29 protein-coding genes are annotated in these 24,872 nt (G+C 39.7%); 12 read left to right on the top strand and 17 right to left on the bottom strand.

The window, feature by feature from the left end; genetic code table 11:
* Positions 1–2: 2 nt before the first annotated feature.
* The 4 genes from EDD58_RS03790 (at position 3) to EDD58_RS03775 (ending at position 4,935) form a co-directional block, all read left to right on the top strand.
* On the top strand, positions 3–1,811 hold the full coding sequence (locus EDD58_RS03790; RefSeq protein WP_207903244.1) for an ATP-binding protein: 1,809 nt from the start codon (positions 3–5) through the stop codon (positions 1,809–1,811).
* Positions 1,808–3,211, top strand: coding sequence for a two-component system activity regulator YycH (yycH, locus tag EDD58_RS03785; RefSeq protein WP_131923521.1), 1,404 nt, complete (start codon positions 1,808–1,810; stop codon positions 3,209–3,211). Before EDD58_RS03790 ends, yycH begins: the two co-directional genes overlap by 4 nt.
* A 3-nt stretch (positions 3,212–3,214) precedes the next feature.
* Positions 3,215–3,958, top strand: coding sequence for a two-component system regulatory protein YycI (gene yycI, locus EDD58_RS03780; protein ID WP_131923520.1), 744 nt, complete (start codon positions 3,215–3,217; stop codon positions 3,956–3,958).
* A 176-nt stretch (positions 3,959–4,134) separates the two neighbouring features.
* The gene (locus EDD58_RS03775; protein ID WP_131923519.1) at positions 4,135–4,935 is read left to right on the top strand and encodes an MBL fold metallo-hydrolase; all 801 of its coding nucleotides are present in this window, start codon (positions 4,135–4,137) and stop codon (positions 4,933–4,935) included.
* 35 nt (positions 4,936–4,970) lie between these two features.
* On the opposite strand, the gene EDD58_RS03770 is transcribed toward EDD58_RS03775, so the two are convergent.
* On the bottom strand, positions 4,971–5,216 hold the full coding sequence (locus EDD58_RS03770) for a hypothetical protein (RefSeq protein WP_207903243.1): 246 nt from the start codon (positions 5,214–5,216) through the stop codon (positions 4,971–4,973).
* Positions 5,217–5,513: 297 nt separating this feature from the next.
* Here EDD58_RS03770 and EDD58_RS03765 point away from each other — a divergent pair, with 297 nt between their 5' ends.
* The 7 genes from EDD58_RS03765 to EDD58_RS03735 all read left to right on the top strand — a co-directional run bounded on the left by EDD58_RS03765 (position 5,514) and on the right by EDD58_RS03735 (position 9,871).
* Positions 5,514–6,689 (top strand): S1C family serine protease, encoded by a 1,176-nt coding sequence (locus EDD58_RS03765; RefSeq protein WP_131923518.1) that lies wholly within the window; start codon positions 5,514–5,516, stop codon positions 6,687–6,689.
* Between the two features lie 102 nt (positions 6,690–6,791).
* A complete protein-coding gene (locus EDD58_RS03760) occupies positions 6,792–6,992 on the top strand; it encodes a CxxH/CxxC protein (protein ID WP_131923517.1) in 201 nt (66 codons plus the stop codon).
* On the top strand, positions 6,982–7,461 hold the full coding sequence (gene rlmH, locus EDD58_RS03755; protein WP_131923516.1) for a 23S rRNA (pseudouridine(1915)-N(3))-methyltransferase RlmH: 480 nt from the start codon (positions 6,982–6,984) through the stop codon (positions 7,459–7,461). The genes EDD58_RS03760 and rlmH overlap by 11 nt, the downstream gene beginning before the upstream one ends.
* Before the next feature lie 203 nt (positions 7,462–7,664).
* On the top strand, positions 7,665–8,033 hold the full coding sequence (locus EDD58_RS03750) for an HsmA family protein (RefSeq protein WP_131923515.1): 369 nt from the start codon (positions 7,665–7,667) through the stop codon (positions 8,031–8,033).
* A gap of 492 nt (positions 8,034–8,525) precedes the next feature.
* The gene (locus tag EDD58_RS03745) at positions 8,526–8,972 is read left to right on the top strand and encodes an SUKH-3 domain-containing protein (protein ID WP_131923514.1); all 447 of its coding nucleotides are present in this window, start codon (positions 8,526–8,528) and stop codon (positions 8,970–8,972) included.
* 262 nt (positions 8,973–9,234) lie between these two features.
* A complete protein-coding gene (locus EDD58_RS03740; RefSeq protein ID WP_131923513.1) occupies positions 9,235–9,660 on the top strand; it encodes a hypothetical protein in 426 nt (141 codons plus the stop codon).
* A complete protein-coding gene (locus tag EDD58_RS03735; RefSeq protein WP_131923512.1) occupies positions 9,653–9,871 on the top strand; it encodes a type II toxin-antitoxin system HicA family toxin in 219 nt (72 codons plus the stop codon). Before EDD58_RS03740 ends, EDD58_RS03735 begins: the two co-directional genes overlap by 8 nt.
* 143 nt (positions 9,872–10,014) lie before the next feature.
* Here the strand turns inward: EDD58_RS03735 and EDD58_RS03730 are convergent, their stop codons facing one another.
* The 13 genes from EDD58_RS03730 to EDD58_RS03665 all read right to left on the bottom strand — a co-directional run bounded on the left by EDD58_RS03730 (position 10,015) and on the right by EDD58_RS03665 (position 21,255).
* Positions 10,015–11,304: an adenylosuccinate synthase gene (locus EDD58_RS03730; RefSeq protein WP_131923511.1), complete on the bottom strand. Its 1,290-nt coding sequence runs from the start codon at positions 11,302–11,304 to the stop codon at positions 10,015–10,017.
* A gap of 128 nt (positions 11,305–11,432) precedes the next feature.
* On the bottom strand, positions 11,433–12,779 hold the full coding sequence (gene dnaB / locus EDD58_RS03725; RefSeq protein WP_131923510.1) for a replicative DNA helicase: 1,347 nt from the start codon (positions 12,777–12,779) through the stop codon (positions 11,433–11,435).
* Between the two features lie 71 nt (positions 12,780–12,850).
* Positions 12,851–13,297, bottom strand: a complete 447-nt coding sequence (gene rplI, locus EDD58_RS03720; protein WP_131923509.1) for a 50S ribosomal protein L9 — start codon at positions 13,295–13,297, stop codon at positions 12,851–12,853.
* Positions 13,297–15,264, bottom strand: a complete 1,968-nt coding sequence (locus EDD58_RS03715; RefSeq protein ID WP_131923508.1) for a DHH family phosphoesterase — start codon at positions 15,262–15,264, stop codon at positions 13,297–13,299. The genes rplI and EDD58_RS03715 overlap by 1 nt, the downstream gene beginning before the upstream one ends.
* Before the next feature lie 127 nt (positions 15,265–15,391).
* Entirely contained in the window at positions 15,392–16,297 is a 906-nt protein-coding gene (locus EDD58_RS03710; protein WP_165875782.1) for a DUF2232 domain-containing protein, read from the bottom strand.
* Between the two features lie 7 nt (positions 16,298–16,304).
* Positions 16,305–16,616, bottom strand: a complete 312-nt coding sequence (locus EDD58_RS03705) for a MazG-like family protein (protein WP_131923506.1) — start codon at positions 16,614–16,616, stop codon at positions 16,305–16,307.
* Positions 16,617–16,732: 116 nt separating this feature from the next.
* Positions 16,733–16,960 carry a 30S ribosomal protein S18 gene (rpsR, locus tag EDD58_RS03700; RefSeq protein WP_131923505.1) on the bottom strand — a complete coding sequence of 76 codons (228 nt, stop codon included), beginning with the start codon at positions 16,958–16,960 and terminating at the stop codon, positions 16,733–16,735.
* A gap of 48 nt (positions 16,961–17,008) precedes the next feature.
* Entirely contained in the window at positions 17,009–17,479 is a 471-nt protein-coding gene (gene ssb, locus EDD58_RS03695; RefSeq protein WP_131923504.1) for a single-stranded DNA-binding protein, read from the bottom strand.
* Between the two features lie 50 nt (positions 17,480–17,529).
* Entirely contained in the window at positions 17,530–17,820 is a 291-nt protein-coding gene (rpsF, locus tag EDD58_RS03690; RefSeq protein WP_131923503.1) for a 30S ribosomal protein S6, read from the bottom strand.
* Between the two features lie 176 nt (positions 17,821–17,996).
* Positions 17,997–19,097 carry a redox-regulated ATPase YchF gene (gene ychF / locus EDD58_RS03685; RefSeq protein ID WP_131923502.1) on the bottom strand — a complete coding sequence of 367 codons (1,101 nt, stop codon included), beginning with the start codon at positions 19,095–19,097 and terminating at the stop codon, positions 17,997–17,999.
* Between the two features lie 175 nt (positions 19,098–19,272).
* Positions 19,273–19,479: a DUF951 domain-containing protein gene (locus tag EDD58_RS03680; protein WP_131923950.1), complete on the bottom strand. Its 207-nt coding sequence runs from the start codon at positions 19,477–19,479 to the stop codon at positions 19,273–19,275.
* Between the two features lie 55 nt (positions 19,480–19,534).
* The gene (locus tag EDD58_RS03675) at positions 19,535–20,155 is read right to left on the bottom strand and encodes a lysophospholipid acyltransferase family protein (protein ID WP_165875781.1); all 621 of its coding nucleotides are present in this window, start codon (positions 20,153–20,155) and stop codon (positions 19,535–19,537) included.
* Between the two features lie 50 nt (positions 20,156–20,205).
* Complete coding sequence (locus EDD58_RS03665) at positions 20,206–21,255, bottom strand: YkvI family membrane protein (RefSeq protein WP_131923499.1); 1,050 nt, start codon at positions 21,253–21,255, stop codon at positions 20,206–20,208.
* 96 nt (positions 21,256–21,351) lie between these two features.
* Here EDD58_RS03665 and yyaC point away from each other — a divergent pair, with 96 nt between their 5' ends.
* Positions 21,352–21,951: a spore protease YyaC gene (gene yyaC, locus EDD58_RS03660; protein WP_131923498.1), complete on the top strand. Its 600-nt coding sequence runs from the start codon at positions 21,352–21,354 to the stop codon at positions 21,949–21,951.
* Between the two features lie 310 nt (positions 21,952–22,261).
* On the opposite strand, the gene EDD58_RS03655 is transcribed toward yyaC, so the two are convergent.
* The 3 genes from EDD58_RS03655 to EDD58_RS03645 form a co-directional block, all read right to left on the bottom strand.
* The gene (locus tag EDD58_RS03655; RefSeq protein WP_131923497.1) at positions 22,262–22,951 is read right to left on the bottom strand and encodes a DUF554 domain-containing protein; all 690 of its coding nucleotides are present in this window, start codon (positions 22,949–22,951) and stop codon (positions 22,262–22,264) included.
* 130 nt (positions 22,952–23,081) lie between these two features.
* Positions 23,082–23,942 (bottom strand): ParB/RepB/Spo0J family partition protein, encoded by an 861-nt coding sequence (locus EDD58_RS03650; protein ID WP_131923496.1) that lies wholly within the window; start codon positions 23,940–23,942, stop codon positions 23,082–23,084.
* Entirely contained in the window at positions 23,935–24,699 is a 765-nt protein-coding gene (locus EDD58_RS03645; RefSeq protein ID WP_131923495.1) for a ParA family protein, read from the bottom strand. Before EDD58_RS03645 ends, EDD58_RS03650 begins: the two co-directional genes overlap by 8 nt.
* Positions 24,700–24,872 lie beyond the last annotated feature (173 nt).

The following is a 24,872-nucleotide window of genomic DNA, read 5'->3' as shown; positions in this document are numbered from 1 at the left end:
AAATGAAAAAATGGGTTCAATCCTTAAACAGCGTACAGTGGAAACTTGTGGTTATCTTCATTCTCCTGATTATCATTGCGATGGAGTTAATCGGGGTCTATTTTATTCGCCAATTGGAAGATTACTACAAGTTAACACTCAGAAATAATTTAGAGGCACAGTCGAATCTAATGCAGAACAAAGTCCAAGAAGTGCTCTCCCAACCTTTAGACGATGAGACCAAAGGAGAGCAGCTTGCAGAAATTCTCAAACAGTATGTGTATCTAAATATGAAAGGACCCGACCGCTCCACAGTGCGAATTATTGATGATAAAGCTTTTATCCTAGCAAGTACCAAAAAAGAAGAATTGATTAAAAACAACCGCTTTATTTTTGATCAACCCAACTCCATGGCAGAATCCCTCATCGTTCGAAGCGATAATGATAGGGATTATTTACTTTATAATCTACCCCTGAAGAAAAACGGAAATATCATTGGATATATCAGCGTTGAAGCATCTCTTCAAGAGACATATAGCAACATCAGGGGTATTAGTAAAATCTTGATCCAAATCACCATAGCAGCATTGGTGATCACTTGTATACTTGTGGTCATTTTAGCCCGAACGATTACCATTCCAGTTAAAGAAGTTACCGAACAGGCCACTGCTATGGCAGCGGGAGATTTCGATCGACAAGTAGATGTTCGAAGCGGGGATGAGATCGGGCGACTCGGAATGGCATTTAATCACCTTGCTTCTCACTTACGAATGGCACTGGCACAAAAAGAAGAAGAAAAGGAGAAGTTAGAAACTGTCCTTGCCAATATGAGCGACGGAGTGATTGCTACAGATCGCTCGGGAAAGGTTATTGTTAAAAACCGTTGGGCAGAAAATCTATTAGATCATTCGATTGAATTAGGAGAATCGATCAACACCATTTTAAAGCTTACAGATCCGATTCATTTTCCACTGTTGGAAGAACGACAGACATTTATTGAACTGAATAGCGATGATCCAGAAGCTTATACCATTATTAAAGTCACCTTTACACCGATTCGAATTCATGGACATGATACAATTGGAATGGTAGCAGTTCTTGAGGATGTAACTGAACAAGAGAAGTTAGACCGGCAACGAAAAGAATTTGTAGCCAATGTTTCTCATGAATTACGCACACCCCTCACCACAATCAAAAGCTATCTCGAAGCTTTAGATGATGGAGCCATTCATGAGCCTGAATTAGCGACTCGCTTTTTACGGGTCACCCAGCAAGAAGCAGATCGCATGACTCGTCTAATCCATGATTTGTTACAACTATCCCGCTTAGATGCCAAGCAATCGCATTTTAATAAAAAAGCAACCTATGTGGAAGATATCCTTGAAGATGCAGCCGATCGTTTCTCTATTCAATGTAAGCAGAAAGGGATTCAATTCAGCTTGCAACTCTCTGAAAGCTTACCCAAAGTTTGGGTAGACCGTGATAAAATGGATCAAGTATTGGACAACCTGATCTCCAATGCGGTGAAACACACCTCAGAAGGAGGCGTCACCGTAAGTGCCCACCCACTCCCTACTGATGGGATGATTGAGATCTCGATCTCGGATACTGGAATCGGAATTCCCAAGAAAGATTTAAGTAGGATATTTGAACGCTTTTATCGTGTAGATAAAGCACGCTCTCGAAGTTTAGGAGGAACTGGATTAGGTCTAGCCATCGCAAAGGAAATCATTGATGCACATAAAGGGGACATTAAAATTGATAGTGTTTACCGAAAAGGGACAACAGTCACTTTTACTCTCCCTCCCTATAATCTGGAGGTCCGCTCATGAATGAAAAATGGATCGAACACATCAAATCTGTCACACTAGTCTCACTTGTGATCCTCAGTTTTGTGTTATCTGGTTTTCTCTGGTACAGTGCTCCAACGTACAAAGGGAATAAACCAGAATATCCATTACCTCCTTATCCTTTTGACGATGGTAAATATAATCAAAAGTCTATTTATCAGCTTATCTCACCCTTTCAAATGATCGTCCATCACCCTACTAAAACTAGTTGGCTTTTACCAGAGAACTCAACCTATGAACAATTGCTTGATACGATCCGCGAAGCTAAACTTCGTGATACCACCTTCATCCAACCTTCACCCGAAGATTGGAAAAAACTTTACCAGCAGTCCATGGGGGTTGAATTTCTATTTACTCATGATCAATCCCTCAGTGTACTAGATCCATATTTTAAAGACTCATTAAGACAAGACGCTGTCTTGAATCGCCTCAACCAGATTAGTCGGATTTGTTTCTTTATCGACCCGCAGTCTCAATTACTTCATGTATGGTTTATTTCAGACCAAGAACAAAAGATTGTACAAGCAAAAGTAGAATATGAAGATTCGAAGCTTGAACAACTCTTCGTAGACGCAAATCAAAAGTCAACCGTTCAATTGTCACTCGTATCCAGTGATGGAAAGCTCCCTTGGGAAGCTACTCCAGAAAATGTTCCTTTTTCGCGAGTCTTCTATATACCTGAGCAACCGTTAGCGGTCAACGAAGCGGTTTATAGTACAGGAAAATATGAAATCGATCATATGCAACAATGGCTTTTCCGTGACCCAGGTTTGGAGCCTATTTTGCTAAATAAAAATGAATCTGTTTATATGTACAATGATCAATTGCTCACATCGTATAAAGATGGCAATTTCATGGTATACAATGACGCACGTAGCAAATCTCAGCTTAATGTTGTGCCAATCGGTGATGAATTGATTCAGGTAAATAACTTTATGCAACGGCATCGTGGATGGTCTGGAAACTATCTATTAGATAAAGTAACGCTTGATCCCGAAGACTACAATCAATATACCTTTCGTTTATTTGTACTAGGTTATCCAATCTATTGGAAATCATCATCCATCGATTCAGTTGTCCACTTAGACCAAATCCACTTACGATCTGGGACAAATGGAGTGAGTAAATATAGTCGCTCCTTGTACTATTTAAAAGGGGAGCCTACTCTTACTGCTAGTCAATTACCTAGTAAGAATGAATTACTCCAAAGCCTGAAAGAAAAGAAAGTTCCTCTAAAGTCGATAGAACGTGTGCTTCCGGGGTATCAAGCCCATTTTATGAACAAAGACAATCAGGTAAAGCTGGAACCAGTTTGGGTAATCTATACCAATACCCAAGATTCCCCATTCTTTTTCAACTCCTCCAGTAAACGGGGAGGCTGACATATGGACTGGAGTCGCGCAAAAAACATATTAATCGTAGCTTTTATCATTTTGAATCTGTTCTTGGCTGCACAATTAAATCAAGCAATTGAGCAAAGATCACGTTCTCTCGGAAATGACAAATTGACTAATTCCGAGATCAACAATCTTCTCAAAGATAATCAAATTCAACTGGTAGCTTCTAGGCCCGATGAACCATCTAGTGCCCATTTTTATAAGGCAGTCCATACTTCTCTACCTGAAGACTGGAAAAAGGATGCACAAGGAGTCTACCAAAAAACTTTTCAAATACCATTTAAGGATCCAAAAGAGTTAGACAAGCTTTTGCAAAAAGAGGTCCCTTATTTTACTGACTATCAACTCTCAACTCATCACTCGATCGAAAAAAACAAGAGAGTTTATCTACAAATGCTTGATGGAAAACCTTTTTTTGATGGCAAATTAGAAGTTTATTTATCTGGTAATCAGATCCAATCGGTACGGATCATTCATTTTAAACCCACTCAAACTCCAGCAGAAAAAGTGGTCCCTCTTAACAATGCTTTATATCGATTGATTACAAGCGGTGAAGTAGATAAAAACTCTAAGATTCATGCAATCCAATTAGGTTACAAAGCGAAAGTCTACTATGCCAATGAAGACTATATCTTGGTTCCACATTGGCGCTTTTATATCAACAATCAAATGATCGATGTGAATGCAACCGCTAAGACTGCTGATGATAATGTGGAGATTAGTTCCGATTAAAGAATAACTCGACTTGAGTAAAACCACTTGAATGGGAACCTAGGAGGGGAGATGATTCTTTAACGAACGACTTTTGCGGATCCGATCCGGGAGTGAGACAGAGAAACAACGACCCGACGGGATCTAGATAAAATGCTCATATAGAGGAATAAATCAAACAAAGGAAAGAAATACCCATGAAATTTAGCGTGTTAGCTAGCGGAAGTACAGGGAACTCCCTGTTTATTGAAACCGAGCAGACAAGGATTTTAGTGGATGTTGGACTCAGTGGAAAACAATTAGAAAATCGCTTGCAACAGATCGGCGTGGATGCCTCAACCATCTCTGCGATCTTCGTCTCCCACGAACATATTGACCATGTACGTGGCTTAGGAGTCATGTCTCGCCGTTATCAAATACCGATTTATATGAATGAAGCTACTTGGTCCAACTTGCCCACAAGTGTGGGGCAAATCCCTGAAGAAGTCCAAAATATCTTTGAAACAGGTGCTTCTCTCGATTTTCACGATATCCACATTGAGTCCATCCCTATTTCCCATGATGCCGCCGAACCGATGGGCTTCTTCTTTGGTCAGGGAGAAGAAAGGTTAGCGATCTGTACCGATCTAGGCTATGTCAATCAACGAATTGTCGATCAAGTGACAGGTGTAGATACGCTCATCTGGGAAAGTAATCATGATGTGGAAATGTTACGAATGGGAGCCTATCCGTGGAATGTCAAGCGTAGAATTTTAAGCGATGTTGGCCATCTTTCCAATGAGGACTCAGGTGCAGCATTAACGGAGATCGTCAAAGGAATCGGAGAGCATATTTATTTAGCTCATCTCAGTAAAGATAATAATATTAGTGAACTAGCACATTTGACGGTAAAGAATATCCTAGAGGAAACAGGGATGAAAGTAGGTAGAGATGTTCATCTTTGGGCTACCTATGATGACCGCCCTACTCCTCTAAAAAAAGTAAAACTAAAAAATTAGAGTAGCTCATGGGCTCTTCCATGAGCTACTCTTTTTTATTCATCACTTTCCTCATAATAATCATCATCCAATGAGACATGAAGATCATGATCTAAACGTTTGGCTAAGGAGGAGAGTTCTTCCTGTTGTAAATACCCCTTTGACACTAAGAGGTCGATTAAAGCAGTTAACATTAAACTCTGTTGATAGATCGTCAATTTGATATCAGCCAATTGGGCTCCAACATCCAACTCCTGAAAACGATCCACCTCTGGAGTTGACATTCGATTATACTGATCCATTTCACTCACTCCTAGAGATCTCCATGCTATAATATTTCTACTATTCTCTTCACTTTCCCTAGTTTTTATACTTATTTTCCCAAGTAGATGGTTCACAAATTTTCAAAACTCAACCACATACACTTAAGAATTAACGAATGTTTTAGTATAATACATTTAAGCTGTTCAAATAATGTTAACAGATCACTATGTGAAACTTGTTGTATAAAGAGAAGAGAAGCCCTTTCAATATTTATTCATAATCACTCGACAACTTTTCAATGACTCAGTTACTTTACATACAGGAGGGATCTTTTTATGGGATTTTATGATGACCCATCTCCACATCGACCGAAAAAACGTCTATCACTGATCCTACTATCCATCACTTCAGCAATCTGCGGTGGCTTTATTGTGTTATTGATTGCCCCTCAAATTTTTAATAGTGGGATGATCAACATGCCTTCCCCAAAAGACAATACGATCAATACTCCCCCGCAAACCACCAATGTGAAAGTGAATTCACAAATCACCGAAGCAGTAGATCAAGCGAGACCCGCAGTGGTAGGGATTATTAACTTAGGAACCTCAGGAGATCCCTTTAATCCTGAAGAAGTCCAACGAGGAACAGGGTCAGGAATTATCTTTGAAAAAGGGAATGGTAAAGCAAGAATCGTTACCAACTATCATGTGATTGAAGGAAGCAATCAAGTCCGTGTCGTTCTTCCAATCGAAGATAATAAAAATCGAACAGTTAACGCCAAAGTACTGGGAAGTGATCCCTATACAGATCTTGCCATACTAGAAATTAGTGATCAACACGTCTCTGCTGTCGCTACTTTTGGAAACTCTGATATGTTAAGACCTGGGGAACCAGCTATTGCGATTGGTAATCCTTTAGGGTTAGGGCAATCCGTCACAGTCGGAGTGATTAGCTCTCCCAAACGTTCGATCAGTGTTACTGAAAATATGGCCACAGATGTCATCCAGACTGACGCTGCCATTAACCCTGGAAACAGTGGTGGGGCTTTGATCAATGTAGCAGGTCAAGTCGTGGGCATCAATAGCTTAAAAATTGCTCAACAAGGCGTCGAAGGTCTTGGCTTTGCAATACCAGTCAATGAAGCACGCCCCATCATCCAAAACTTAATCCAACACGGTCATGTTCCTCGCCCATTTTTAGGAGTAAGCATGATGGATCTTGCCCAACTCCCACAATATGTATGGGAAGACCTAAATATCCCTCCAAATCTACAAGGGGGTGCGGTCATTCGTGGAGTTGACTTAGGAACTCCAGCGGCTTTTGCGGGGTTGCGTGCCAAAGATGTAATCGTTGCTTTAGATGACCAAGACATCACAACTAGCTCTGAAGTCAGAAAATACCTTTATAAAAATAAAAAGATTGGTGACAAAGTAACTGTTACCTTTTATCGAAGTGGTAAAAAAATGACAACCACACTCACCTTATCGGAAGTGCCCAAGCGTTATCAATAAGATTGATCATTGCTCCGCTTCAGCGGGGCAATTTCTTTTTTTGGAGCCTGTGGATAATGTGGATAACTTGTGAATAATTTTATTAATCAAAGGAATGATTTTATGAAAAGTCCTCAACACATTTGGTATGCCTGTCAAAATGACCTCGATCTAGTCCTAGATGACATCATTGATCAATACTCAGTTGCCCCAGACCTTGAACTCATTGAACAAGGAAAGCAAGTCTGCCATTGGTGCCAACAACCAGCAGAATATATCCTCACCATCGAACAAGAAGAAAGCGAGCCCATCCATGAAAATTGAAATCCTCACTGTTGGAAAATTAAAAGAAAAACATTTTCGCCAAGCCGCTGATGAATATTTAAAACGACTTCAAGCCTATACCAAAATAGAAATCAAAGAAATCGCTGAAGAGAAAGCCCAAGACCCTGTCAAGGAAGCCGAAATCACCCAGATTATCAGCAAAGAAGGTGAGCGAATCCTTCGGCAACTACACCCCGATTCCTATACCATCGCTCTAGCGATTCAAGGAAAATCATTCACCTCTGAATCCTTCGCCCAACAGCTAGATCAACTAACGACTTATGGGAAAAGTCACTTCACTTTTATCATTGGGGGTTCTTATGGATTAGATCCCCAAGTGTTAAAACGAGCGGACTTATTATTATCTTTCTCAGCCATGACTTTTCCCCATCAATTAATCCGGATCTTTCTGCTAGAGCAAATCTATCGAGCTTATAAAATTAACCGTGGGGAGACCTATCATAAGTAAATAGCAAATAATGTACAGACAGAGGTGGAATTTTAAATTATAATTCCACCTCTTTTTTATATCTAATAAATTTACGAAGGTAAACTCAAAAAAATCCCCCAGAAAATTCGAAGTAATGTATTTATAGTGTTCATTTCCAGTTCATATTTCCTAAGTATTATAAAGAAAGACAAAGAAATCAGCAAAATATGAGGTGAAAAATAATGTTACCCTATGCAATTATATTTATTACATCAGCACTAATTTTTTATACAATCGGAGTCTGGAGTGAGAAAGTCCAAAAGGGATTAAAGTCTTGGCATGTGATCACTTTTTGGATCGGACTCATCTGTGATACAATCGGAACAACATTCATGGGAATGCTTGCAGAAGACCATTCCCTATTTAGTTTTCACGGAATCACAGGGTTGTTAGCGATCTTATTCATGTTCATTCATGCCATTTGGGCGACTGTTGTGATCGTGAAAAAAGACACGAATATGAGAAGTAACTTTCACAAATTTAGTGTACCTGTATGGTTCATTTGGCTTATTCCATATATTTCAGGATTAATATTTGGGATGACACAATAACGCTATATAAAGAAATAAATGAGGCGGAAGAAGAATCATCCACCGAGGGATGAAATCAGATCGAAAGAGGGAATTGGTAGTAAATCACGGGGAGATCATGGAAAAATCCTTTGATCTCCTTTTTTATTTATTCTCACCTTTCTTGTTTCACGCAATAAAGATAAATAGCTCATCATACTTGCAATCCTCTGATATAACTAGTAATATTACATAAAATTAGAATATTAAATAAATATACTCAATCCATATTCATATCGCCAACAAATACCCCTTCTAAGTATTGAGATGGATATCGACTTTAACATGAAAGGTGTAAGGTCAGAATGAGAATAAATTATATAAAAAAAGAACAGCATGACCCAAATTTAACATTCAATAAAAAGTATATAGAAGAATTTTTTATTGAATGTCTGACTGATTTTGGGATAAGAACCGAAAAAATCACAAATATCATTAACAAATATTTCGCAGAAAAGAAATGCTGATGCTGAAATGAACCAATTATCTTCAGAAACCTATAAAATCTTAACCGAATCGGGTTGGCATCCACAAAGAAAAGCGGACATCAAGAGTACAGTACAATTTCTAGAATCCAAAGGTTATCAATTATTTCCGTCTGTCATCGCAACATTAAGTGAATTTGGTGGGATCAGATGTTCGTTTACTCGCTCTAATGGTGATCAAGATTCATTTCACCTTATTCCCGAAAAAGCCCTTGGCGATTATTATGAAAAAGAGGACTTTACCGAAATTGAAATGCGTGTAAACGAATCGTTAATCCCCATTGGTGAAGCACGTCATGAGCATATGGTGATGTTTATGTCGGAGTCAGGGAAGGTATATGGAGAAACAGATTACTGTTTAGTCAAATTTGGAAATGACATTCATCAAGCATTAGATACCCTATGTTTAGCATTGCCTGGTGAGGAAATAGAATAATCTATTGAAGATAGTATTACAACTTCTAAAGGATTAATAGTAGGGCTATTAGCAGAATTTGAGATAGTTAATGACCCTTTGAAACTCGAGAAAGTTTATCAAGGATTAAACAATTAAGAATAAAAGTAAGCAGAAATGGAGCCATTTCATCCAACTGCTCCATTTTGTTAACTTCTCTCTATAAATAATATTTCATCCTAGAATATTCCTATCCTCCATTGCGTACAATATGTACAAATTGTACAATGGAGGTAAGGGGATGATGATATTGTTCAACGTGAATGCTTTAGAAATCACCAATGCAAGTGAAGCGAGGAAAAATTGGTCATCGTTCTATGACAAGGTGGTTAGGGAAAAACCTTTGGCCATCAAACGAAACCGAGATGTAGCATTTATGATTTCCGACTTGCATATGGCTACCATTTTGGAAAAATATCGATTCACTTTGGATTACGAGGAAGAGAATGGAATTTTTGCTGGATCTCTCAATGAGATTGATCTTGTAGCTGAAGGTAGTTCTCTTGATGAATTAAAAGATCAATTAGCTTATAATCTGTTGGAATATGCCCAAGACTACTATACTCATGGCTTTCATCTCGCAGCTAATCGCAAAGCTCATTTACCTTATATATTACATGTATTAATCCAACCTGATCTAGAAGGAGTTAAAAGCTTAATCGATGCCTAGCTGGAAAGAGTTAAAAAGGTTTTGTGAACGTGACGGTTGGGAATTGTACAAGAAAACAGATCATTACTTTTATCGCAAAATAGATCAAAATGGGCATTTACGATTGACAAAAGTCTCTATGGGGAGCGGAGAAATTCCCTCACTCTTATTTAAGCAAATACTAAAAAAACAACTGAAAGTGTCCCCTAAATACTTTAATAGTAAAATTTGATCGATCCGCTAAGACGGATCTTTTTTATTTAATAATAGAAAAATGTTAGATTCACTCTGGTGTTAAGGGTGAGATCAGAATGCAGTTCAAATTAAAAAAAGGAGACCTAAGGAATTCCCTTTGATCTCCTTTTTTTATTCATCTTACAAGGCATAGACAGATCGTACTTGAATCGTTTGATCCCGACCGGGTCCTACTGAGAACATAGCGAGTGGAATCCCGGTTAACTGAGCTACACGTTCCACATAATGTTGGGCTTCGATTGGAAGTTGGTCAAAGCTACGAATTTTGGTAATGTCTTCTTTCCAACCAGGCATTTCTTCATAAACTGGCTGGCATCTTCCCAAAAGCTCGAGATCTGCGGGATAATTTTCGATCACTTTGCCGTCCACTTGATAAGCGGTACAAATCTTAACAGTCTTTAGTCCAGTCAATACATCAAGGGAGTTCAGAGATAATCCGGTTATGCCACTGACACGGCGGGCATGTCGCACGACAACACTGTCAAACCAACCGACGCGGCGAGGGCGTCCTGTCGTGGTTCCGTATTCACGGCCTACTTCACGGATTTGATCGCCCACTTCATCATGGAGTTCAGTTGGGAATGGACCATCTCCAACACGGGTTGTATAGGATTTGGCTACACCAACAACTTGATGGATCTTGGTAGGTCCAACACCTGATCCAATACAAACTCCACCTGCCACAGGGTTAGAAGAAGTGACAAATGGGTAAGTGCCTTGGTCGATATCCAACATAACCCCTTGGGCCCCTTCAAATAGCACCCGTTTTCCTTGATCAATCGCATCATTCAATACCACGGATGTATCCACCACGTAATCTCTAATCCGTTCAGCACAAGCGAGATAAGGCTCATAGATTTCTTCAAAGGTAAACCCTTCGACCTGATAAAGCCGTTCTAATAATTGATTTTTCTCTTCTAAGTTCCGCTTCAGTTTTTCAGTAAATTGCGCAGGATTTAGTAAATCTCCCACTCGGATGCCTACACGAGCTGCTTTATCCATGTAAGCGGGCCCAATTCCTTTGCCTGTAGTTCCGATTTTTCCAGAACCTTTCCGTTTCTCTTCTGCTAAGTCGAGACGAATGTGATAAGGCATAATCACGTGAGCTCGATCTGAGATCCGAAGATTATCTGTACTAATTCCAAAGGAATGGAGGTAGTCCAATTCCTTTAATAAGGCTTCAGGATGGATGACCATCCCATTCCCTAAGACACAAATTTTATCTTTGTAAAAGATCCCTGAGGGAATCATATGCAGTTTATAACGGGTACCCCCGAATACAATTGTATGCCCCGCATTATTTCCCCCTTGATAACGAGCAACTACTTCTGCTTTCTCCGCTAAGTAGTCAGTGATTTTCCCTTTTCCTTCGTCTCCCCATTGGGATCCAACTACAACCACCGTAGACATGGTTATTTCCTCCTCGACGGATGGTGTTCACCTTTTCCGAACAATTTTCTAACACTTAATTATTTTACATTGATTTAATTGTAGGTGTCAAACTGAAAAACGAACGTTATGATGATCATAAAAGAGATTTATTCGCTAAATTGCTTGTGTTGGGTGTCTAAACTGAGGAATTTATTATAGTTTCTCAGAAATAAAAGCTCCACTTTTCCAACAGGTCCACTCCGCTGTTTACCAATAATTAACTCAGCGATATTTTTTTTCTCCGATTCTTCATTGTAATAATCATCACGGTATAGAAAGGCTACAAGGTCAGCATCTTGCTCAATCGAACCAGATTCCCTTAAGTCAGAGAGCATGGGTCGTTTGTCCTGTCTTTGTTCAACTGCACGGGATAATTGTGATAAAGCAATGACAGGTACGTTAAATTCACGAGCTAATAGCTTTAATGACCTTGAAATCTCCGATATTTCCTGTTGTCGACTCTCTCCACGTCCTGTGATCAGTTGGAGATAGTCAATGACAACCAAGCCTAAACTATGTTCGGCTTGCAAACGTCGTAATTTAGATCGAATGTCGAATACAGTCACTCCAGGGGTATCATCAATAAAGATGGGAGCTTCACTCAATGTGCTCATCGCCATCGTTAGTTTTTCCCAATCTTCATCATTTAAATTACCTGTTCGAAAAGCTTGTGCATCGATATTTCCTTCTGCCGCTAACATCCTCATCACTAATTGTGGCGCAGACATCTCTAAGTTAAAGAGAGCGACTGTTTGATTGGAACGAACAGCCACGTTTTGAGCTAGATTGAGTGCAAAGGCTGTTTTTCCCATCGCTGGACGAGCTGCAATAATAATAAGCTCTGAACCTTTTAATCCAGAAGTCATCCGATCTAGATCAACAAAGCCCGTGGGAGTTCCAGTGATTCCACTTTTATTGAAGTGCAGATGTTCAATCTGCTCATAGGATTCCAACAAGGCATCCCGGATCGGTATAAATCCCCCACCCCGAATCCGCCGTTGTGAGATTTCGAGGATTTTCTTTTCCGCATCATCGATGACTGAGGTAATATCTTCTGTACCTGAATATCCAGTAGCCGCAATCTGGGTTGCGGTTCGAATCAGTCGACGTAAAAGTGATTTTTCTTCCACTATTTTCGCATAATACTCAGCGTTAGCTGCAGTTGGAACAGCTCCTGCAAGTTCCGTTAAGTAAGGAACTCCGCCTACTTCTTCAAGCAACTTACGATCTTGCAATTCGGAGGTAAGGGTGACCAAATCGACTGGTTTGCCCTGTTCCGCTAAATCATTCATAACTTGAAATAACCGTTGATGAGCCTGACGATAAAAATCTTCTGCTCTGATCTGCTCGTTCACGGTCATCATGACTGATGGCTCAATCAAAATGGAACCCAAAACCGCTTGCTCCGCTTCGTGATGATGCGGTGGAAGTCGGTCAGCAAACAAATCACTCAAAGTCACACCCCTCCTTGGTCATAAAAAAGCGCTCCTCCCCTTGTTGGAGCGCTTCACTATGTTAGTTTTGATTATTCTTCTACAACTTGTACAGATAAGGTAGCAGTTACTTCATGATGTAATTTCACAGAGACTTTCGTTACACCTAATGAACGGATGGGATCACTTAATAAAATTTTCTTTTTATCGATGTCTAACTTGTGTTTTTTCTTTAACTCTTGGCTGATTTGTTTGGAAGTAATCGAACCGAAAACACGGCCCCCTTCTCCCACTTTTGTTTTAAACGTAATCATGAGATCATCCATCTGTTTCGCCAAGTGTTGTGCTTTCCCCAACTCTTCAGCTTTTCGTTTTTCACTAATTCTTTTTTGTTCTTTTAAGGAATTCATATTTCCTTTTGTCGCTGGGATCGCTAATTTCCGTGGGATTAAGAAGTTATTTGCGTACCCTTCAGATACTTCTTTGGTATCTCCTTTTTTCCCAGTTCCTTTCACATCTTGAAGCAAAATGACTTTCATTATTCTGATCCCCCATTCTCTATGGTCTGTTTTAACGTGTCGATCAGTCTTTGCTTAGCTTCTTGTAAGCTTAAATTCTTCATCTGACAAGCTGCATTAGTCAGATGACCACCGCCCCCTAGCTCTTCCATAATCAGTTGAACATTGAGTTCACCTTGAGAACGTGCACTGATCGCAATACACCCATCTTCCCGTTTACCAATGACAAAGGATGCCATAACCCCTTGCATATTGAGAAGTGTATCAGCGGCTTGAGCAATCAATAGCTGTTCATATACTTCATCTTCTAGCCCTACAGCTACTGCAATATCATCATATAGGAGTTCTGTATTTTTGATCAGATCCGCTCTTTTGACATACTGTGATAAGTCTTCTTTAAGCAGAGATTGCACCATCATGAGATCAGCGCCATGCCTTCTTAAAAACGAAGCGGCTTCAAATGTTCGTGAACCCGCACGAAAAGCAAAGTTTTTAGTATCTACGATGATGCCAGAGAGTAAGGCGGTAGCCTCTAAAGTATCCATCGCCAAACGCCCTTCTTGGTATTGAAGTAACTCTGTCACTAATTCGCTTGTCGAAGAGGCATAAGGCTCCAAATAAACAAGAACTGGATCTTTCACAAAGTCTTCTCCACGACGATGATGATCAATGATTACAGTGCGCTTAGCCTTTTCCAATAGTTTAGGCTCGATGACCAAGCCTGGCTTATGTGTATCAACGATGATTAATAAGGTTTCTGGGTTATCCACCCATTGAAGTGCCTTTTCTGGCTGAATGAGATGTTCGCCTAAATAATCATGTTGCCGAACAGCAGTAAGCAAACGCTCAATCGATGCATTTCCTTCATCTAACACGATAAATGCTTCACAATCATTGATTAAAGCAAACTTCACCACACCAATAGCAGAACCCAATGCATCCATATCCGGTTGCTTATGCCCCATCACAACTACCCGCTTACTATCACGGATCAAGTTCCTCATCGCATGAGAGATCACTCTGGCTCGAACACGAGTCCGTTTTTCCACAGCATTACTTTTACCACCGAAGAAGACAACTCGTTCTTCCTCTTGAACAGCAGCCTGATCTCCTCCTCGAGCCAGTGCAATATCAAGGGCGGCTTGTGCATTTTGTGATCGTTCCGTCATCGTTTCTCCGATTCTGGATACCCCAATACTAAGTGTGATCGGGATTTTATTGTGTCTGGTAAGCTCACGAACTGCGTCTAGAATGTCAAATTTAGTCTTGATCATCTGTGTTAATGTAGACTGTTGTGTCACAAAAAACATTTTGTCTGTCTCAATGCGCTTGATTGAAATGTTATTTTCTAAAGCCCATTTAGAAATGGCACTAGATACATTAGATATGAGTAACGCTTCCTCTTGATCTGTGAGCCCTTGACCCGCTTCGTCAATGTTATCAAGGTGAAGAAAACCGAGGACCACCTGTTCATTTTCATATTTACGTTGTAGCTGATCTAACACCGTAATATCTCTAAAAAAATAAAGTCGCTCATCTTGATAATGAATTACTTCATATGTTTTGTCATCTATATGAATCACAAAGGGATGCTCTCCATCCACTTCTACATGCTTTAATTCAGGGAAAACCTCATCCACCTTCAAACCAATCACTTTATCACGCACTGCCATTCTCTGGGCAAATGGGTTTAACCACTCAATAAATCCATTTCGATCATAAAGTAGAACACCCGTAGGCAATTGTTCTACTGCAGATTGACCTGCTTTTTTAATGCGATGGGTTAAAGTCAGGATATAATCAGTAAAATCTTTGCGAAATGCTTTTTCCGCACGGTATAAAAAAATAGCTAAGCCAATAAATATGACAAAACCAATGATTCCAAACACCCATGTATAAGTAGATAGCAAGGAAATTACAATTAACAAGAAACACATGGCAAAAACCATATGATATCCATGCCATCGTTTTATTATAAATTTCGGCATTGTTCTATCCCCTAAACTGCTCCTTACAAAACATCTTCTTCCGGATCCACTACATTATTATTGTACCCTTGTTCGATCAAGGAGCAACCCCAAGAAGAAAAACATGTATGTCCAATATACACCAATCTTAACTTTTATTCATAAACATCCGCTCTCGCAATCGTAAACCACTATCAAGAATCCCCATAAATAAGATGATGATATTTAGAGGGGAGAATGTGAGTAAAATAGGAAGAGTAATCCAAGCTTTACTTTTACTTTTATGATGTAGTAAAAAAGCAATAAAGGAGATGCCTTGAATAATAAATAGAAATTGGAAGACTCCAGTAATGCCTAGTAATAAGCTTTGCAATGAAGAGTCTGCTTCTTCTCCTACCAGAAAGGTGACGATGATCGTTAAAAAGTAGAAATAGAAGAAAACCCGAGGTAATCGCCAATCTCGAAAGAGCGGGAGCGACTTTTTAGGATAGCCAATTCGAGTCATCCATTTCATTCCAACAAGAAAGGTAAGCAATGCTGTAGGAACAATCAGAAAGAACAGGAGATTAGGGATAATCATTTCTAAAGATGGAACAGGAAGATCCGTGGGAGTATTCACTATACCTTTTGCTGTTTCCCAAGCAGAACTCCAAGCCTCACGCAACTGCGCCATCAAGTGAAATACATATTCACTAATCAACAACAGAATCCATGAGCCCACTAATCCTGTAATCATTCCACCTAATACAATATCAGTACCTGTCGTGTTTTCTCTACGATACAATTCTCCCATCACTAAACCAACAGCTACAATATGGAAATAGATAAATTGAAAAGGGGTTAATGGAAAAATAAAAAACATCAGTCCCATTCCCAATGTATAAAAAAGGGTGATCCCCCAACTTTGCTTTGCTTTTAAATAGAAAAAAGGGAGCGGGAGAAGCCATAAGCTGATTAAGTTGACACCTGGGATGATTAACGAGGCAAGAAGTAGCAAGAACAGTCCAAAAGTAATCAGACTATCTTTCACTACTCCTTTTGTATTATGAGACAAGCGAGTTTCACCTCTTATTTATGTACTCTTCAAGAGAAGTTAAATCACCATACCACTGCTCCAATTGGTGTCCATCTCTTGCGTGCTCTTTTAGCTTTTGTATCACAGCTTGATCCAATTCGCGAAAAGAGAAACCGATCCGACGAGCTATAATGTAGATGGTTACGACCAAGCTTGAAAGGCTATCTATAATGACATGCTGGTTGGCATGATGCAAACCTTTAAACAAAGTAGCCACCTGATCTAGAATTTCTGTCCGAAGCCAATCAATCACTTTGACGCTTTTTGCAAACTGCACCCCTCGTTCTGGCCGGTTCATTCATCTAGCACTCCCTCAAAAATATACATATTAAGGAGAACTTTCCACATGTCCGGCTCATTTTCCTGCTAAGTAAATAAAAAACAGAGGCGGTCCTCCCGCCCCTGTATGAGAAATCAATCGTTGGTATATGGTAAAAGAGCCATTTGACGTGCTCTTTTGATTGAACGGGTTAATTGCCGTTGGTACTTGGAACTGGTTCCAGTTACACGACGTGGCAAAATTTTACCACGTTCACTGATGAATTTACGTAGTAAATCCACATCTTTGTAGTCAATATATTCGATTTTGTTTACTGTAAAAAAGCAAACTTTACGACGTTTATGTCCACGACGACGTGCCATCTCGTTCCCTCCTTTAGCTTAAGCATGGTGGTTGGTTGATCCGTTCAATTAGAATGGTAGATCATCATCCGAGATATCAATTGGTTTACCGTCATCTGCAAATGGGTCATCCATCGGTTTATTACCATAGTTGCTACCACTAGGGCTTCCCCCGTAGTTTCCTCGACCAAACGAAGAGGAAGGAGCTGACTCATTACGATTTTTGGGCTCTAAAAAGCGTACATCATCAGCCACAACTTCTGTGGTATAAACCGTACGACCTTCTTGGTTCTCATACTTGCCAGTTTGAATTCGTCCTTCTAAGCCGACAAGTGATCCTTTCTTCAAGTAGTTCGCACAGTTCTCAGCTTGGTTACGCCAAGTGACTATATTAATAAAATCTGCTTCGCGCTCACCTTGTTGATTAGAGAAACGACGGTCAACTGCGAGAGTAAAACGAGAAACTGCGATCCCACCAGAGGTATAACGCAATTCAGGGTCGCGAGTTAACCGACCGATCAGGATGACCCGATTTAACATAGATAACCTCTCCCTTTTGATCGGTAGTCAATGACCTATTCCGTTGGTGCTTATTTTTCATCCATGTTGATGGTCATGTGACGAATGACGTAGTCGCTAATGTTCAATACATGATCCAATTCAGATACAACTTCAGCTTTCCCTTGGAAGTTGACAACTGTATAGAATCCTTCACGATACTTATCAATTAAGTATGCAAAGCGACGCTTACCCATATCATCAACATTGGTAACTTCTCCACCATTTTCCGCAATAATAGATTGTACTTTCTCGCGGGTTGCTTTGAGGGTTTCTTCATCTACGTCTGGACGTACGATGAACATAAGTTCATATTTGTGCATAGTTTACACCTCCCTTTGGACTCTACGGCTCTACTTTTTTCAGTAGAGCAAGGAGAACGACTTTTACTAATATACGATAATATATTCTATCAAAGCACTTAGAATAAAGCAAGAAGCTTGCCCCGTTTTTTACTATTTAAGTTCTGAGACTCTCTCCATGCTGATATTCATCACTTTTACACATTAAAACGGAAAGTCATAATGTCTGCATCGTGGACCACATATTCTTTTCCTTCTAACCGAAGTAAGCCTTTCTCTCTAGCTGTAGCTAATGAACCACACGCCATTAAATCATCAAAAGCAGTGACTTCAGCACGAATAAATCCTCTTTCAAAATCTGTATGAATCACAGCAGCTGCCTGTGGTGCTTTGGTACCTTGTCGAATCGTCCAAGCCCTTACTTCTTTTTCACCTGCTGTAAAATAAGTGATTAAGCCCAGTAGATGATAAGCTGCAGAGATGAGTCGATCTAAGCCTGATGTTTCTAGACCCAGCTCTTCTAAAAAAAGTTCTCTTTCTTCTCCATCCAACTCCGCAATTTCTGCCTCTACTTGTGCACTGATTGGAACTACACCAGCCCCTTCACTTTCAGCAATCTGTTGTACGACCTGAACATAAGGGTTTTCCCATGGATTTGAAATGTCACCTTCACTCACATTGGCGGCATATAGAACATTTTTCATGGTCAACAAATTCAGGCTTTTAATTGTTAGCTTTTCGTCCCGATCTAAGGCAACAGAGCGAGCAGGTTTGCCTTCTGAAAGAGCTTCTTGTAAACGAACCAAAATATCATGTTCGGCGATTGCTAATTTATCGCCACTTTTCTTAAGTCTTTGAACTCTATCTAACCGTTTTTCTACAGTTTCAAGATCAGCAAACACGAGCTCTAGACTAATGGTTTCAATATCACTGGCAGGGTCCACTTTTCCAGCCACATGGGTGATATTCTCATCCTCAAAACAACGAACTACATGGATAATTGCATCCACTTCACGAATGTGAGATAAAAATTTATTGCCAAGTCCTTCTCCTCGACTAGCCCCTTTTACCAACCCGGCAATATCCACAAATTGAAAAGAAGTGGGTACAATCCGCTGTGGCTTCACAATTTCAGCTAAACGTTTCAATCTAGGATCTGGAACATCCACAACCCCTACATTCGGATCAATCGTACAAAAAGGGTAGTTGGCAGATTCAGCGCCTGCTTGAGTAATTGCATTAAATAGTGTAGATTTTCCTACGTTTGGTAATCCGACTATGCCTGTCGTTAATGCCATAAAAGGATCATCCCCTTACTCTAATTCCGTTCCCGTTATGAGATGGTCCTACAATTAAGTAATTGCTTTCTCGACCATCTCTTTACAAAAACCTTGTCTATTATATCACGCTTCTACATAAAAAAGAGAGCACCTCACTTTAGGTGCTTCGGTTCTTGACAGAAACATATTCCTATCATTCAGCTGATTCACCTGCTGAAACTAATACCTTCTTCAAGCGTTGTTCAAAGCGGCTTCGGGGTAGCAAAACACTGTGATCACAGCCTGTACACTTAATCCGAATATCCATCCCCATCCGAATCACTTTCCACGCATTGGTTCCACAAGGATGCGCTTTTTTCATCTCTACAAGATCACCGAGTCCAAATGGCTTCCGTTGCAACTTCATCACACCTCTTTTGTTGTTGCTAACATTATAAAAAGTTAAGACCCATCATTCAACCTGTTTGATCTAGGTCGATGCCATTTTTTAAAGATCGAAGTTGTTGTTGGATCTGCTCACTCACTAATAACTGCTTTTCTTTACTTGACCCTACATCTGGGGGGATGATGGGATTGCCTACATATAAAGTGATTTTGATAGGTTTAATCCACTTTTGACCTTCTGGCAGTGCGATCTGAGTCCCCTCAATGTAGACAGGAAGGATAGGGCAATTTCCTTTGGTCGCTAAATAAGAGGCACCCTGTTTGATCTCTTGAAAACTACCATCCCCATCAATCCCACCTTCGGGAAAGATCCCTACGACTTCCTGTTGTTCCAAGTATCGAAGCGCCGTTCGCATTGTTCTAATCTCAGGTTTTTCTCGATTCACAGGAAATGCACCTGCAAAGTGAAGTAAACGCCGGGTGATTGGATGAGCGAAAGACTCTTGTCTAGCCATAAAGTGAACAGGTCGTGGAAGCAAAGAAGCAATATAAAAAGAGTCTAAATAACTAACATGATTCCCTACAACAATTAATGATCCTTGACGAGGTAAGTCCTCCATTCCATAAACCTCTACACGGTGATAAGTATGAAGAAACATTTTTATCACCCATTTCGCTATGGCATAAATCAAATCGTTTCGCCTCCTTTCTGATATTTAATAACATTCTACCACATTCTTTTTTACCCTTCCTTAGACTCCTGCTTAGAAAAAGGATACATCAAAATCGAGGCCAATAAAAACAGATTACAAACTCCATACAAGGGATATAGGTATTGAACCAATGTAGCAAAACCCAATTGGCTCAGTGGCGTCAACAGGAGTAAGCAAGAAAGAGATACTAACCACCGAGGCCAAGATATATAGGGGGATAACCGAAAAATTAGTCCGTGCATATTACTAAGTGTGGTTGTAAAAATAGCAAACCATAACAGTAACGAAATAGTTAGCATCCAAATCGGTGAGTAATCTTCAACAAGAGCAAATAAGGGAATATCATATTGGGAAATCAAGTGCTCAATTTTTAATAAAGAATGGTTATAGAGAATAGCCACTCCTCCAAGACAAATAACACTGATCAGACCAGCTGTCCAGATCTCCCATGAATGACGAATCTGACGTCCTACTGTGGATAATACCGCTAATAAGGAAATAATATTAAAGGCTGCATAGGCCACTGCTGAAGGCCATGACAGGACCAATTCCTGATCCCTATTTATGACTTCTGTTGAGTGAGATTGTGAAAATTGTAGACACACATATATAAGGATCACGATCAAAACAGGCATAATCACCATGTTTAACGAAAGCATGCCATTAGTTTCAAATAAGAGAGCGATAAATACCGCTAAAACGAGTATAAGACAACCGAATAAATAGAGATCTTCACCTTGCCATTGTTCAAAAGTAGCCCCACTTCCTGCAATCATCACAATGGTTGTAGTTAATAAGGAGAAAGTGACCAATCCATCAAAGATTCGTGCCATTGACTTCCCCATAATCTGCTCAAGTAGCTCTGAATAATGCTCCGTTTTCCTCTTCCAACTAATCGTTAACAAAATCATACTAGCGATATAAAAAATAACCATGGACAGGAAAATACTTGGATAACTAGACTCACCATATGAACCAAAAAACTCCCAGATCTCTCTACCTGAAGCAAATCCTGCTCCAATCGTTGTTCCTACAATAGTCATACTCACTTTTAAAGTGGATAATAGATTGATTCTCACAAAATCTCTCCTCTATCAAATCAGGTTGTCCTTACATGTATATTTCAGTCCATTCATCCGTATACTGATAAGGAACTTTTTCTCGGAGGATTCTATATGAGAGAGATTCCATTCATTCAAAAAAATTCGTATTCTTCTTTACCCTTTCGGATTGAAGTTACTAACCCACATGCTGAAAGGAAGTTTTCACAACAAATATCCTACGCTTTACAGTCGAACCCAGCTCCAGAGATCGTCTGTATTTGTATCGGAACTGATCGCTCTACAGGTGATTCACTTGGTCCTTTAGTAGGTACTCTATTATCCAGAGTGAACAGTCCATTACAGATTTATGGGACATTAGATGATCCTGTACACGCAGTTAATCTTTCAGCAACGATCGAGCAAATCCATCGGCAACATCCACAAGCTTGTATTTTAGCGATCGATGCTTGTCTTGGAAAGGTGAAGAGTGTCGGTTGGATTCAGGTGGGATTGGGTCCTCTTCGTCCAGGAGCAGGTGTAAATAAAAACTTACCAGAGATTGGTCAAATATATATTACTGGTATTGTAAATGTGGCGGGTTTTATGGAGTATTTTGTGTTACAAAACACACGACTAAGTATGGTGATGAAAATGGCAGAAGTCATTTCATCCTCGATCTTAGAAGCTAGTTATGACTTACAAAATCCATCTCGCACTACCATTGAAAGCTAAATCGAATCACACATCTTTACAGAACGCATTGCATCATCTGAGTCCCATCTCTTCATCTATGTGCCATGACTTGTTTTTTTTCGCCAAAAACAGGCTTGATATCATATCAATAAGGGAATGGCACGATTGTATGCAATAACCTCTATCCATTAAAAAAGCCCCTTTGCGATCCCACTTCATAGAAGTTGGAATCGTAAAGAGGTTTCTTTTCTGTAAAGACTTTAAAATGAAGGTTCGTGACCTGATAGAGAATATAAAACTCAAGCTTGAGTGCCAGCAAGATTAGATGGTCATTAGATCATAGACATGACTATAATTGAATATAAGGTGCACCGATCACGACCAATGGCAGAGCTGGCAATAAGTTAGCTACCTTTATTTTAGTAATCCCTAGCAGATTACAGCCAATCGCCAAGATGAGTACACCCCCTGTTGCCGTCATCTGCTGAATCACAAGATCTAACATCGCTTGATCTATAAACTGAGTAATCCATGTTGCTAAAATCGTGATAAGCCCTTGATAGAGAAATACTGGAATGGCTGAAAATAAGACGCCAATACCCAAAGCAGAAGAAAAAATCGTAGCGGTTACTCCATCTAATAAAGATTTCGTAAATAAAATATCATGTTGTCCTCGAAGTCCACTATCTAAGCCTCCTAAGATCGCCATGGGTCCGACACAAAAAACTAATACCCCTGTTACAAAACTACTCGCAAATTGATTGTTATGCCCAAACTTTCGCTCCAGTCGTTGGCTCCACTTTTCTAAATGCTCTTCCATCTGTAATAGAGTCCCAACCACACCTCCTAAAACAATCGACAAGAGTACTAAAAACAGATTATTGCTTTTTAACGCCATAGATAATCCAATCACAATCGTGACTAATCCAATCCCACTCATCATGGTCTGATTCATCTGATCAGACATTTTTTTAAATATAATCCCAAGGAGTGCTCCTATAATAATCGCTACTGCATTCACAATTGTTCCTAATAACATAAATGTCCCCCTTCTCATTCAATGATCAAGCCACCCCCAGTCCTGTAACATGTGCTAAGACAAGCTACAAGGTGAACCAAGGATGGCAAGTGAATATTTCCATATTCTCTTAGAATGTATGGTGAATTTCCTAATCCATCATTCTCTCTTGATTTAACAATTCAATCAATCGTTCTAACTCACGTTCCGAATAATATTCAATTTCAATTCTGCCTTTTTTCCGTCCATGTTTAATTCGAACCGGTGTACTAAAAGCTTGTTGTAATAAATCCTCATATCTTTTGATGACTGGTTCCACAGTTTGTTTGGTCTGAACTTTCTCTTTACGGGAACCTAATTGATTTAGCTTTTGAATCCATTCTTCTAGCTGACGTACACTAGCCTTTTCAGTTTTTACTTTTTCCGCTAGTTTCTTTTGTAAATCTCGATCTTTAATTCCTAACAATGCACGAGCATGTCCCATCGATAATGTTCCACGTGAAACATCTTCTTGTAAATCCGAGGGTAACTGAAGTAAGCGTAAAAAATTCGTTACATGTGGCCTACTTTTCCCTACCCTCTCTGCTAAAACTTCTTGAGTTACAGCCAGATGATCCATGAGTTTTTGATAAGCCATCGCAATTTCAATCGGATTTAAATCATCTCGTTGTAAATTCTCTATTAAGGCAATCTCCATCATTTGATTGTCATTAAATTCCCGAACAACAACAGGAACTTTTTCAAGTCCGATTAACTTTCCGGCTCTACATCTACGTTCTCCTGCAATAATCTCGTATCCCCGAATGCTTTTTCGTACAACAAGAGGTTGTACAATCCCATGTTGTTTAATAGATGCTGCCAGTTCATTCAGAGTCTCTTCATCAAAATATTTGCGTGGTTGATACGGATTGGGTCGTAATTCTTCAATATTCACTTCATTTACTTCATCTTGCTCAGAAACATCCACTTGCGTGAACAGTGCATCTAGTCCTCTACCTAACCGTTTACTCATTTTGAATCACCACTTCTCTAGCCAATTCGTTGTAACACTCTGCACCACGGGATCGCGCATCATAGACTAAAATGGGTTGCCCATGGCTAGGGGCTTCACTCAGCCGAACATTCCGCGGGATCACTGTTTGGTATACCTTGTTCTGAAAATATTTTTTCACTTCTTCCATTACTTGTACAGATAAATTCGTTCGTCCATCAAACATGGTTAATAAAACACCTTCTATTTCTAAGTGTTTGTTTAGATGCTTTTGGACGATCCGAATGGTATTTAGTAACTGACCTAATCCTTCCAATGCATAAAACTCACACTGAATCGGGATTAGAACAGATTCTGCTGCAGTTAAAGCATTTAATGTAATGATCCCAAGCGATGGTGGACAGTCGATTAAAATAAAGGAGAAATCATTCTTCACATGCTGTAATGCTCTTTTTAAACGCAATTCACGGGAGATAGCTTGAGAAAGCTCAATTTCGGCACCAGCTAACTGAATCGTTGCTGGTACGATCCATAAATTTTCTACAGAGGTTTGTAGTAGAGCTTGGTTAACTGGAGTATCATTAATAAATACATCATAGATGCAACTTTTCACATCCGCTTTATTAATGCCTAATCCACTAGTCGTATTTCCCTGAGGGTCTATATCAACTAATAAAACTTTTTTGCCCATCGCCGCCAAACTAGCTGCTAGATTAATGGATGTCGTTGTTTTACCCACTCCACCCTTTTGATTTGCAATCGCTATTATTTTCCCCATACTTCCACCTCTCCTATAGATCACACAGTATTTTTCATAGATGTTTTCCTAACCTTTCCATTCTTCTATTAGCTAATAAAATCAATCCAATTCTCGCCCGTATGGGATTCAGCAAGAAGTGGCTTCATCATAGAATAAAACTCTTCTCTTTAACTATGCCATTATTAAACATA

It is taken from the genome of Hazenella coriacea, assembly GCF_004341825.1.
GTDB classification, from domain to species: Bacteria; Bacillota; Bacilli; order Thermoactinomycetales; family Thermoactinomycetaceae; genus Hazenella; species Hazenella coriacea.
Note: the sequence above shows the minus strand (reverse complement) of the source record. Positions and strands in the feature narration are given on the sequence as shown.